Genomic DNA, 11,533 nt, shown 5'->3' with positions numbered 1-11,533 from the left:
ACGGTGATTGGTCGGCGCTGGGTGGTCGGTCTGGTCGCCGCGGTCCGGCGTCAGGCGGTGACGGCCTCGGCCGGCTGCTCCGCGCCGGGCCGCGTCGCCGATTCCTGCGACCTTCCGGCGGGGGCCGTCGAAAGAGCGGGGGTCGGCGAGAGAGCGGGGGTCGGCGAGAGAGCGGGGGTCGGCGAGAGAGCGGCGCGGGCGATGGCGGCGACCCTGGCGATCGTCGGCTCCCGCACGATCTCGCCGAGCCGGGCCATGAACAACGGCTCGGCGGCGGCGCCGACGACGTCGCGGCAGACGGCGGCGACCATCGACAGCATCAGCAGCGAGTCGCCGCCGAGCTGGTGGAAGTCGGTGTCGTCGGCGAGCCGGTCGGGGTCGGCGCCGAGCGTCGCGGCCCAGATCGCGGCGACGGCGCGGGTGACGTCGTCGCGGTCGGAGTGGTCGGCCGGGGGCTCGTCGGCGCCCGCGAACGGGTCCGGGAGGGCCCGCACGTCGATCTTGCCGTTGACGGTCCGGGGCAGCTCCGCGACCACGGTCACGGTGGCGGGCACCATGTAGCGGGGCAGCCGTTCGGCCACGAACGCCTGCAGCTCGGCCGGGTCGGGCGCGGTGCCGACGACGTAGGCGCACAGCAGCTTGTGGTCGCCGCCGGAGCGGCTGCGGGCGAGGACCGTCGCCCGGCTGACCGACGGGTGGTCCTCGAGGGTCTGCGCGATCTCCGCCGGCTCGATCCGGTTGCCGAGGACCTTGACCTGGTCGTCGGCGCGGGTGAGGAACTCGACCACGCCGACGTCGGTGACCCGGACGATGTCGCCGGTGCGGTAGACGCGGGTGCCGTCGGCGAGGCGCACGAACCGGGTCCGGGTCAGGTCGGGCCGGCCGCGGTAGCCGCGGGCCAGCTGCGCGCCGCCGACGTACAGCTCGCCGGCCTCGCCGGGGGCGACGAAGCGGTGCTGGGCGTCCAGGACGTGGGCGGTGCAGTTGTCCGGCGGCAGTCCGATCGGCACCCCGGCCGCGGTGTCGGTGGCGGGGTCGAAGGTGTGGGCGAGGCACTCGATGGTGGCCTCGGTCGGGCCGTACAGGTTCATCACCCGGCATTCGGGTCCGAACATGTCGAGGGCCTGCAGGGCGACGCTGCGGCGCAGTACCTCGCCGGCGGCGGCGACGACCCGCACGGTCGCGGGGCGCACGTCGAGCTCGCAGATGAGCTCCAGCAGCGACGGCGTCATCGTCAGCACCGTCGGCGCGCCGTCGGTGAGCAGCGTGCGCAGCGTCGCGTGGTTGAGCTCGCCGTGCGGGAGCAGCACGGACCCGCCCGCCAGCAGCGGCAGGAACAGTGACGTACACGAGACGTCGAAGGCGAATGAGGTGAGCAGCGGCATCCGGGTGGACGCGTCGACCCCGAGCGAGCGGGTCGCCCAGGCGGCGTAGTTGGCGAGGGATCCGTGCTCGATCTCGACGCCCTTGGGCCGGCCGGTCGAGCCGGACGTGTAGATGACGTAGGCGAGGTCGCCGGGCTCGGTGGCGGGCTCGGTCCAGCCGGCCGGCGGCTCGCCGGTCAGCTCGTCGAGCAGCACCGTGCGGCAGCCGTCCGGAACCACGGCGCGCGTGTCGTGCGGGCGCTGCACGAGGCAGACCGGCGCGCCCGCGTCGGTGAGGATGTCGTTGAGGCGGGCGTCGGGGTGCTGCACATCGAGGGGCAGGTACGCGGCGCCGGACCGCACGACGCCCCAGATCGCGGCGACGGCGGCGGCGGTGCGGTCGGCGAGCACCCCGACGACGTCCTCCCGGCCGATGCCGAGGTCACGCAGGGCGGCGGCGACGACGCGGGAGCGCCGGTCGAGCTCGGCGTAGGTGAGGTCGCCGTCGGGGCCGCTGACGGCGAGCGCGTCGGGGGTGGCGGCACACTGCGCGGCGAACGCCGGCAGGACGGTGCCGAGCGTCGAAGGCGCGGCGAACGCCGGCGGCACGGTGCCGGGCGTCGAAGGCACAGCGGCGGTCGTTGCCCGCAGCGCCGCCGGGGACAGGGCCTCCTCGATCCGGTCCAGCAGCGCGGCGGCCTTCTCCTCGATGCCGGGCCCGTCGTGCCAGCTGAGCGTGATCTCGGTGTGCCCGGCGCACTCGACGACGTCGAGCTCGACGGGGCCGCCGGCGGGGCTGCTGGACAGCGAGTACAGGGCGGTCGCGGCGAACGAGGCGGTGCTGAACTCCTCCACGTCGACCCGGCCGAGGTGGGCGAGGGACGCGTGCGACGGGTACCGGTTCTGCTTGGTGGCCTTGCTCTCCAAGGCGCCGTTGATGAGCCGCAGCACCGGCTGCGGGATCTTCAGCACCGCCGGGTCGAGGCGGGCCTGCGCGTCGCGCTCCTCGGCGAGCATCGTGAGGAGGCGTTCGTGGGTCGCCTCCCAGTCCTGCCCGGCCGGCACGGTGAAGGGCAGGCTGTGGGAGAGGCTGGCGGTCGAGCGGGTCTGCGGGGCGTACCGGCGCAGGTTCACCGGCACCGCGAACTGGGCGTCGCCGTCGCCGCACAGCGGGGCGATCGTGGTGGCCAGGCGGGCGATGAGCCCGGGGTGGTAGCCGTCGACGCTGCGGCGCAGCCACAGGGTGCGGCGGTCCTTGCCGGGGGCGCGCCCGCCGAGCAGCGCCGGGTACTGCAGGCCCGGCGGGGTCGGCTTCTGCGTCAGCGGCGGCAGCAGGTCGACCTCGGTGACGGTGTCGGTGGCGCCGACGAGCGGCTCGCCGCGCAGGGCCCGGAACACGTCGCCCGCCCACAGCAGCACCCCACCGGCGTCCATGACGGCGTGGGAGGCGCGGAAGACGACCGCCGGAGTGGGGCCCTCGACGTGCAGCACCTCGCAGGTGGGGCCGCCCCGGTGCAGCAGCGGCTCCTGCAGCTCCGGCAGCCGGTGTACGGGCACCCCGCCGGTCTTCGCGGTGCGGACCGCGGGCGGGCGGCCGGTGTCGACCCACTCCCGGCCCTTGCGTGCCAGGCGGGTGCCGGGGCAGGCGTCCGACGCGGCGGCGACCGCCTCGGCGAGCCGGCCGGGGTCGAGCGCACCGGTGCCCTCGACCGCGACCTGCAGCACCGGCACGGTCCCGCGCGGGTGCGCCGCGATCCACCATTCGACGGGCGACACCGCCCGGCGGAACGTGGGGCTCTGATCGGTGGACGGCAAGTCAGCCTCCCTTTCGCCGCGCCGGCGAGCGACACCAGTCGCGTCCCGGCCGCCGCTGCGGCACGTCCGTGCGGCGGCGTCGACTTCTGCAGACGAAGTATGGTGCGCCGTCACAGGTCGCAGCGGCGCCGACGACGATCTCTAGGAGAACCCTTAAGCCGCAACGCGTTTCGCGCCGCGGATGACGTCCTCGACCAGTTCCATGGTGCGCACCATGGACCGCAGCCCGGCCGCCTCGGCCGGGTGGCCGGCGCCGTGGCCGGCCGTGACGGCCGCCGTGAACGAGGCGATCGCGGCGGACCACTGGTCGCCGGCGGGCAGGACGAGCTCCTCGCTGTGGTCCTGCTCCTCGATGCGCAGCACCGGCTGCCAGGTCGCCACGGGCGTGAACGCCTTGTCCACGGTGAGCCTGGCGGCGCTGCCCCACAGGGTGTACGAGGCGCCGTAGGTGTGCTCGAAGCCGAACTTGACGTCGGCGAGGACCCCGGTGGCGGAGACCAGCAGCGCGTGCCCGGCCACGTCGACGCCGGTGCGGCCGTCGACGCGCAGGCTGCTGCCGGCCACCGTCAGGTCGTCGCCGAGCAGCAGCTGCGCGGCGCGGATCGGGTAGACCCCGGCGTCCAGGAGGCTGCCGCCGCCGAGGCCGGCGTCGTAGCGGATGTCGGTGGCGGGCAGCGGCGGGAAGCAGAACGCGCCGCTGAAGGACCGTAGCTGCCCGAGCCTGCCCTCGGCGAGCAGGCGCGCGACCGTGGCGTGCTGGGCGTGGTGCGGGAACGTGAAGTTCTCCCGCAGCACCAGGTCGCGTTCGGTGGCGGCGCGGACGAGCTCGCGGGCACCGTCGGCGGACGTCGCCGACGGCTTCTCCAGCAGCAGGTGCTTGCCGGCGGCGAGGACCTTCAGGCCCCACGGCACGTGCAGCGCGGTCGGCAGCGGCAGGTACACCGCGTCGACGTCGTCGCGGGCCAACAGCTCGTCGTAGCCGGTGGCGTCGCAGCCGAACTCGGCGGCGAACGCCTTGGCCTTCTCCGGGTCGCGGCTGGCGACCGCGGTGAGGGTGGCGCCGGGGTGCGCGACGAGGGCCGGGATGCTGCGCCGCCGCGCGACCGATGAGCAGCCCAGGATGCCGAACCGGACCGTCATGCGCCCGGCCTTGCCGCGGCGACGATGTGGACGCTGCCCCCGACGAAGACGTCCTCCTGGAACACCTTGGTGCTGAAGCCCTGCGCGTGCAGCAGCTCCACGACGGCGTCGAGGTTGCCGTCGACGGCGTGCACCTCGGCGACGACCCGGCGGACCCCGGCCCACTGCTCGGCCCGCAGCCCGCGCAGCACCGGCAGCTCCCCGCGCTCGACGTCGATCTTGAGCAGGCCGACCTCGGTGATGCCCTCCTCGTCCAGGACCTCGGCGAGGGTGCTGACGCGGACCTCGTACCGTTCGGTGCCCTCGCGGAACTCCCGCCAGAACTGCTCGCTCGCCTCGCCGTCGACGCCGAAGTTGCGCAGCACCGCGGTCATGTTGCGGTCGTCGTCGGCGTCGTCGCTGACGATCGTCGCCATCATCGTGTGGTTGGGCAGGAACGTCAGCTCGGCGGTGCCCGGCTCGGCGCCGAGCGCCACGTCGAAGACGCGGACGCCGGGCATCAGCCGGGCGGCGTTGTCGGCCAGGCACGCGTTGGTGCGGCGGGCCGGCTCGAAGGCGAGGACCCGCACGCCTGGGATCTTGTCGGTGAAGTACAGGGCGGTGAGCCCGATGTGCGCGCCGACGTCGATCACGACGTCACCGGCGCCGAGGCCGGCGATGCCGTCGGCGTAGGGCGAGTCCTCGCTCAGGCTGGGCCAGACCAGGACGTCCTGCGGGTTGGTGACGGCGACGAGGCGGCCGTCGTCCGGCAGCGCGACGCGCTGCGGCTCCGGCGGTGCTGCGGTCATGGTGGCCCAGTCCTCTCGGGGGTTCAGTGGATAGCCGTGGCCGTCTGCAGCGAGGCCTCGACGCAGTCGGCGGCCGCGGCGGCACCGCCGGCGGCCCTGGTGGCGTCGCGCAGCTCCAGTGCCCGGCGCCGGATCGCGGTGTCGGCGAGCATCCGCTCGATCTCGGCGCGCAGCACCGGCGCGGTGAGCCCGTCGGTGGCGAGGACCCGGCCGGCGCCGACCTCGGCGATCCGGTCGGCGTTCGCCCGCTCCTCGGCCATCTGCGGCACGGCGAGCATCGGCACGCCGTGGTACAGCGCCTCCATGGTGCTGCCCATCCCGGCGTGGGTGATGAACAGGTCGGCGTGCTCCAGCACGTGCAGCTGGGCGACGAACCGCCGCAGCTCCACATTGGACGGCGGGGTGCCGAGCGCGTCGAGGTCGACGCCGTCGCCGACGGCGATGACGACGTGCCCGCCGAGTTCCGCGCACGCGTCCATGCAGGTGCGGAAGAACTGCGGGTTCTGGTTGTAGATGGTGCCGAGGGTGACGAGGATCAGCGGCCGGCGGTCGTCGGTGCGCTCCCAGGTGCCGAGGAACCTGCGCTCGAACAGGCAGGGTCCGACGAACCGGTAGGTGTCGTCGAACGTCTCGCCGCGGAACTGGAACTCCCGCGGGATGAACACCACCCGCCGGGGCGCGCCGTCGCCGGTCAGCAGCTGCTTCGGGGTGACGTCGGTGCCGAGCTTGCGCAGGAAGCCGCCGAGGCGGGCCAGGAACAGCCACAGGCGCGGCTGCAGGGCGCTGAGCTTGGTGTACCGCTCGCTCATCGACCATTGGTCGTTGGAGACGAGCATCGGCGAGACCTGCACGGCCGGGGTCTTCCACTCGGCGGCGAGCAGCCGGCCCCACCAGGCGGCGTTGTCGTAGACGACGGCGTCGGGCGGGTCGGGGAACGCGTCGCGCAGCACCGGCAGCAGCGCCTCGGTCTCGGCGAGGCTGGCGGCCATGGCGTCGACGAGGCTGCGGCCGGAGAACTGGAAGTTGCGGAAGTCGCCGGCGAAGCGCTCTTCGTACTCGACGACGTCGGAGCTGACCTCGCCGGCGCGGGCCGCGTATTCGGCGGTGGTGGCGTAGGTGACGCGGTGGCCGCGGCGCAGCAGCTCGGCGGCGAGGCCGAGGGTCGGGTTGAGGTGGCCCGCCGACGGCGGGGTGAAGAAGGCGATGTGCGCCATCAGCCACCGTCCCGGGTCTTCGTCCACCGGAACGTGACCAGGCACAGGATCGTGCCGAGGACGACCCAGCCGCCGAGGGACACCGCGACCCAGCCGAGCTGCCAGCTGTGCGCGGCCTCGTGGGCGGCGTAGCTGTCGGGCAGGAACACCGAGCGCAGGCCCTGGCACATCCACTTGAGCGGGAACACCGACGCGACCCACTGCAGCCACGCCGGCAGGTCGGTGAAGACGAGCGCGGCGCCGGAGATGAACTGCAGCACGAACGCGAACGGCGCGACGACGGCGGGCGCGGAGCGGCTGTTGCGGGGCAGCGACGACAGCGCGATGCCGCACAGGGCGCAGGCGGTGACGCCGAGGATGCTGACCCAGCCGAAGGTGAACCACGCGTCGGCGGTGCCGGGCAGGTGTGTCCCGTACAGCAGCACCGACACCGCGATCAGCACCGCGGTCTCCACGACGCTGGTGACGAGCACCATGATGACCTTGCCGATGAAGTACGCGGAGCGGGGCATCGGGGTGGCCGCGATCCGCTTCAGCCCGCCGCGGTCCCGCTCGATCGCGATCGAGATGGCCAGGGTCTGGAAGCCGGTGACCATGAGACCCGTCGCGATGATGCCGGGCACCAGGTAGTCGCTGTAGGTGACGCCGGGGGCGATCTCGCCGTCGAACATCGAGCTGAAGATGACCAGCGCGAAGACCGGGAACAGCAGGGAGAACACCACGGTCTCGGTGCCGCGGAAGAACTGCAGCAGCTCCAGCTGGCCGCGGTAGAGGCCGAGCGAGACGATGCGCCGCAGCCGGGCGCGGGGCAGGCGCCGGGCCGGTGCGGCGGTCAGGGCGGTCATCGGTCCTCCGTTGTCACAGCGGCCGGGGTACCGGCGGCGCCGATCATCTGCAGGTAGACGTCCTCGAGGCTGGGCCGGTGCACGGTGAGCCCGGGCGCCTCCCCGCCGAGCCTGGCGTGCAGGTCCGCGGCGAACTTCGTGGGCGTGGTGGTGTGCACGGTCTCGGGCCCGTCGGGGCCCATCCACGACACCACGGTGGCCTCGGTGTCGCGGCCGCCGAGGGTCTGCGGCACGCCGATGTCCACGATGCGGCCGCCGGCGATGACCGCGACCCGGTCGGCGAGCTGCTCGGCCTCCTCCAGGTAGTGCGTGGTCAGCACGATCGTGGTGCCGCCGGCGGCCAGGTCGCGGATCAGCTGCCAGAAGTCGCGGCGACTCTGCGGGTCGAAGCCGGTCGTCGGCTCGTCGAGGAACAGCACCTCGGGCCGGCCGATGATGCCGAGCGCGACGTCGAGGCGGCGCTGCTGGCCGCCGGAGAGCTTGGAGGCGCGGGCGTCGCGTTTCTCGGTCAGCCCGACCCGGTCGATGAGCTCGTTGGGGTCCTGCGCGTCGGGGTAGTAGCGGGCGAAGTGCCGCACCACCTCGCCGACGTTGAGGTCCTCGAACTCGCCGGTGGTCTGCAGGACCACGCCGATGCGGGCCCGCCACTCCTCGCCGGCCCGGAACGGGTCCTGGCCGAGGACCTCGACGGTGCCGCCGTCGCGCGGGCGGAACCCTTCCAGGATCTCCACGGTGGTGGTCTTGCCGGCGCCGTTGGGCCCGAGGACGGCGAAGATCTCGCCGCGGTGGACCTCGAAGTCGATGTCGTGCAGCGCGACCGTTTCGCCGTACAGCTTGCGCAGCCCGCGCACCTCGATCGCCGGGCTTCGTCCGAGCGGCCTCACGGCGCCCCCTCATCTGTGGTTTGCAGCGTTTCGCGGGCAACGGCGCTGACCCCGTCGAGGGTCGGCCGGCGGATGATGCGGCCGAGCTCGGCCATGAACGCGGCCTCCCCGGCGGCGCCGACGACCTCGTCGCAGACCCCGGCGAGCATGGCCAGCAGCAGTACCGAGTCGCCGCCCAGCTGGTGGAAGTCGGTGCCGCCGTCGATCCGTCCGGGGTCGACGTCCAGGACCTTCGCCCACACCTTCGCCACGGCGTCGCGGACGTCGTCGGCGTCCTCGTCCACGGGCGCGGCCCCGGCGAACGGCGCCGGCAGCGCCGACAGGTCGATCTTGCCGTTGGGGGTCTGCGGGAACCCGTCGACCCGGTGCAGGGAGGCCGGCAGCAGGTACCGCGGCAACGACCCGGCCAGGAACGCCCGCAGCTCCTCCAGGTCGGTGCCCGGGTATGCGGCGACGTAGGCGCAGAGGACCTTGCCGGTGCCGGTGGGTGCGGGGCGGGCCACGACGACCGCCCGCTGCACCTCGGGGTGCGCCTCCAGGGCCGCGGCGACCTCGGCGGGCTCGACCCGGTGGCCGGCGATCTTCACCTGGTCGTCGGCCCGGCCGAGGCACTCGATCTCGCCGTTGGGCAGGACCCGGGCGAGGTCGCCGGTGCGGTAGACGCGGGTGCCGTCGGCGAGGCGCACGAACCGTTCGCGGGTGAGGTCGGGCCGCCCCCGGTAGCCGCGGGCCAGCTGGGCGCCGCCGATGTGCAGCTCACCGGTCCCGCCCTCGGCGACCGGCCGCCGGTCGGCGTCCAGGACGTGGACGGCGCAGTTCGCGGCGGGCCGGCCGATCGGCACCGTGGCGGTGTCGTAGCGCCCGGCGTGGTGGGCGTGCACGACGCAGCCGACGGTGGCCTCGGTCGGCCCGTAGTGGTTGAACAGGCGGGTCCCGGACCCGAACTGGGCCTTGGCCCGGGCGGCGACGGCCGGGCGCAGCGGCTCCCCGCCGACGACCAGCAGGCGGAAGCCCGCGGGGGCGACGTCGAGGCGGCCGATGAGGTCCAGGTGCGACGGGGTGAGCTTCAGCGCGTTGGCCCCGGACTCCTCCAGCAGGTGCCGCAGGGTCACGTGGCTGGGCTCGCCGGGGACCAGCACGAGGGTGCCGCCGGCGAGCGTCGACAGGAACAGCGCCGTGTTGGGCAGGTCGAAGGCCGGCGAGGTGAAGAGCGCGAAGTGCGTGTCCTCGTCGACGGCGAACACCCGGCCGGCCCAGTCGGCGTAGTTGGCGAGGGCGCGGTGCTCGATCTCGACGCCCTTCGGCGCGCCGGTCGAGCCGGACGTGTAGATCACGTACGCCAGGTCGCCGCCGGACGGCTTCACCGCGACCGGGCCGGCACCGTCCGCGGGCAGGTCGTCGAGGACGACCGTGGTGCAGCCGGCCGGGGCCCGGGCCGCGTCCGCCGCGCGCACCAGGCACACGGAGGCGCCCGCGTCGGCGAGGAGCGCGGCGAGGCGGGCGTCGGGGTGCCCGGCGTCCAGCGGCAGGTACGCCGCACCGGCCTTCAGCACGCCCCACAGCCCGGCGATCGTCCACATGGAACGGTCGGCGAGCAGCCCGACGACCGCCCCGCGGCCGACGCCACCGGCCGCCAGCCGGGCCGCGACGACGTCGGAGCGGGTGTCGAGCTCGGCGAACGTCATCGAGCCGCCGGGCCAGCGCAGCGCCACGGCGTCCGGATGCGCGGCGACCACCTCGGCGAACCGGTCGACCACGGTCCAACCGGGCGCGGCGTCCACGACGGCGGGGCGCGGCGCGGGTGGTGCCAGCGATGAGGCGACGGCGTCCAGGACCGCTTCCATGCGTTCCTTGACGCCCGGGCCGTCCCGCCAGGTGAGGGTCAGCTCGGTGCGGCCGCCGCACTCGACGGTGTTGACCTCCGGCGCGCTGACCGCGGCGAGCAGCGGCAGCAGGTACGTGGTCCGCGCCTCGAACGTCGCGGTGGAGTGCTCGGCGAGGTCGGCGCGGCCCAGGTGCGACAGCACGGTCGCGGACGCGTGCCGGTCCTTGCGGCCGGACTCCATGAACCGGATCAGGGTCCGCAGCGCCGGGACGGGCATCTTCAACAGGTTGGGGTCCAGCCGCCAGGTGACCTCGCGGCGCTGCGCCATCGCGGCGAGGAGCCGCTCGTGCAGCGCCTCCCACGGCTCGCCGGCCGCGAGGTCGAACAGCTCGGTCTGCAGCAGGTTGCCGGTGGTGCGGGTCTCCGGCGCGTGCCGGCGCAGGTCGAAGGCGACCGCGAAGCGCGCGGTGTCCAGGCCGTAGGCGTCCCGCAGCGCGGCCGCGACCTTCGCCGTCAGCGCCGGGTGGTAGCCGTCGACGGTGCGCCTGGCCCACACGGTGCGCCGGCCGCGACCCGGACGCCCGAACGGCGACGGGAACCACACGTCGGGCTTGCTCTCGGCGTTGGTGATGCCGAGCCGGTCGAAGACGTCGCCGTCGGTGACGGTGCCGGTGGCGCCGGCGAGGGGCTCGCCGCGCAGGGCCCGGAACACGTCGGCGATCCACATCGCCTTGCCCCGGCCGTCCATCACGGCGTGGGAGGCGCGGAACACCAGCGCCGGGCGGTCGCCGGGGCACCACAGCACCTCGCACCAGGCGCCGTCCGGCGTCGGCAGCGGGTCGTGCAGGGCGGCGGCACCGGCGATCGGGCCGGCGCCGCCGTCGATCACCCGTACCCCAGGCGCGCGGCCGGAGTCGACCCACCACTGTCCCTGCCGCCGCAGCCGGCTGCCGGGGTTCGCGACGCCGGCGGCCGCCACGGCGGCGGTGAGCGCCGCGACGTCGACGGTGCCCGTGCCCTCGACGACGGTCTGGATGACCGGCGGGATCCGGCGCGGGTGCGCGACGAACCACCAGTCGGTCGCGGACACGGCCCGCCGGTAGCCGGTGTCCGCGGGCGCCGTCACCGCGTCCCGGAGGTCCGCGGTCATCGGCCGGCTCCGCCGGTGGCGACGCTGACCAGCGCGGCGGTGAGCATGGTGTCGGCGCGGCGGCGGGCCAGCAGCGCGAACGCCGCGGTGAGCACGACCAGGTCCCAGCCTGGGACCTCGCCCCGCACGTCGGCGTCCAGCGGTCCGTTGCCGCCGGCGGGGACGGTGACCACGACACTCGCCCCGGCGGCGCTCAGCGTGCCGGTGAACCGGCTGCGGTCGCGGGTCACCTCCCAGCGCGCCCCGGGCAGGCCGGGGACGACGCTGCCGTCCGGGTCGAGCCGCAGCACGGGCGCGTCCTCGTCGCCGGCGCACGCCGAGCGGCGGCGCAGCCCGCCGCTGTGCACCGTGAGGTTGCCCGCGGCGGAGACGGTCTCGCCGTGGCGGAAGCGGCGGTCGGCGGCGAGCGAGCCGAGCACGGTCCCGTCGGGCCCGGTGAGTATGTAGGCACCCCTGGCGTTGTCACGGCTGAGTGTCAGTGCGGTCATGGTGCCTCCCCGGTCGTGCT

The 11,533-nt window shown here is 74.6% G+C and carries 8 protein-coding genes; all 8 read right to left on the bottom strand.

The window, feature by feature from the left end; all coding sequences use genetic code 11:
- Positions 1-50: 50 nt before the first annotated feature.
- Positions 51-3,179, bottom strand: a complete 3,129-nt coding sequence (locus AB0J72_RS49740) for a non-ribosomal peptide synthetase (protein ID WP_363413154.1) — start codon at positions 3,177-3,179, stop codon at positions 51-53.
- Positions 3,180-3,332: 153 nt separating this feature from the next.
- Positions 3,333-4,319 carry a Gfo/Idh/MocA family oxidoreductase gene (locus AB0J72_RS49735; protein ID WP_363413152.1) on the bottom strand — a complete coding sequence of 329 codons (987 nt, stop codon included), beginning with the start codon at positions 4,317-4,319 and terminating at the stop codon, positions 3,333-3,335.
- Positions 4,316-5,107 carry an FkbM family methyltransferase gene (locus AB0J72_RS49730; protein WP_363413150.1) on the bottom strand — a complete coding sequence of 264 codons (792 nt, stop codon included), beginning with the start codon at positions 5,105-5,107 and terminating at the stop codon, positions 4,316-4,318. Before AB0J72_RS49730 ends, AB0J72_RS49735 begins: the two co-directional genes overlap by 4 nt.
- Before the next feature lie 23 nt (positions 5,108-5,130).
- Positions 5,131-6,321: a macrolide family glycosyltransferase gene (locus tag AB0J72_RS49725; protein ID WP_363413148.1), complete on the bottom strand. Its 1,191-nt coding sequence runs from the start codon at positions 6,319-6,321 to the stop codon at positions 5,131-5,133.
- Complete coding sequence (locus AB0J72_RS49720; RefSeq protein ID WP_344506624.1) at positions 6,321-7,166, bottom strand: ABC transporter permease; 846 nt, start codon at positions 7,164-7,166, stop codon at positions 6,321-6,323. The genes AB0J72_RS49725 and AB0J72_RS49720 overlap by 1 nt, the downstream gene beginning before the upstream one ends.
- The gene (locus AB0J72_RS49715; protein ID WP_363413146.1) at positions 7,163-8,050 is read right to left on the bottom strand and encodes an ABC transporter ATP-binding protein; all 888 of its coding nucleotides are present in this window, start codon (positions 8,048-8,050) and stop codon (positions 7,163-7,165) included. The genes AB0J72_RS49720 and AB0J72_RS49715 overlap by 4 nt, the downstream gene beginning before the upstream one ends.
- Positions 8,047-11,025 carry a non-ribosomal peptide synthetase gene (locus AB0J72_RS49710; RefSeq protein WP_363413144.1) on the bottom strand — a complete coding sequence of 993 codons (2,979 nt, stop codon included), beginning with the start codon at positions 11,023-11,025 and terminating at the stop codon, positions 8,047-8,049. Before AB0J72_RS49710 ends, AB0J72_RS49715 begins: the two co-directional genes overlap by 4 nt.
- Positions 11,022-11,513: a hypothetical protein gene (locus tag AB0J72_RS49705; RefSeq protein WP_363413143.1), complete on the bottom strand. Its 492-nt coding sequence runs from the start codon at positions 11,511-11,513 to the stop codon at positions 11,022-11,024. The genes AB0J72_RS49710 and AB0J72_RS49705 overlap by 4 nt, the downstream gene beginning before the upstream one ends.
- Positions 11,514-11,533 lie beyond the last annotated feature (20 nt).

The organism is Dactylosporangium sp. NPDC049742 (assembly GCF_040674675.1).
In the GTDB taxonomy this organism is placed as follows: domain Bacteria; phylum Actinomycetota; class Actinomycetes; order Mycobacteriales; family Micromonosporaceae; genus Dactylosporangium; species Dactylosporangium maewongense.
Note: the sequence above shows the minus strand (reverse complement) of the source record. Positions and strands in the feature narration are given on the sequence as shown.

Bases quoted from the DNA above. Each gene is read 5' to 3' on its own strand.
- AB0J72_RS49735 (WP_363413152.1), bottom strand. From the start codon at position 4,319: ATGACGGTCCGGTTCGGCATCCTGGGCTGCTCATCGGTCGCGCGGCGG.
- AB0J72_RS49730 (WP_363413150.1), bottom strand. From the start codon at position 5,107: ATGACCGCAGCACCGCCGGAGCCGCAGCGCGTCGCGCTGCCGGACGAC.
- AB0J72_RS49725 (WP_363413148.1), bottom strand. From the start codon at position 6,321: ATGGCGCACATCGCCTTCTTCACCCCGCCGTCGGCGGGCCACCTCAAC.
- AB0J72_RS49720 (WP_344506624.1), bottom strand. From the start codon at position 7,166: ATGACCGCCCTGACCGCCGCACCGGCCCGGCGCCTGCCCCGCGCCCGG.
- AB0J72_RS49710 (WP_363413144.1), bottom strand. From the start codon at position 11,025: ATGACCGCGGACCTCCGGGACGCGGTGACGGCGCCCGCGGACACCGGC.
- AB0J72_RS49705 (WP_363413143.1), bottom strand. From the start codon at position 11,513: ATGACCGCACTGACACTCAGCCGTGACAACGCCAGGGGTGCCTACATA.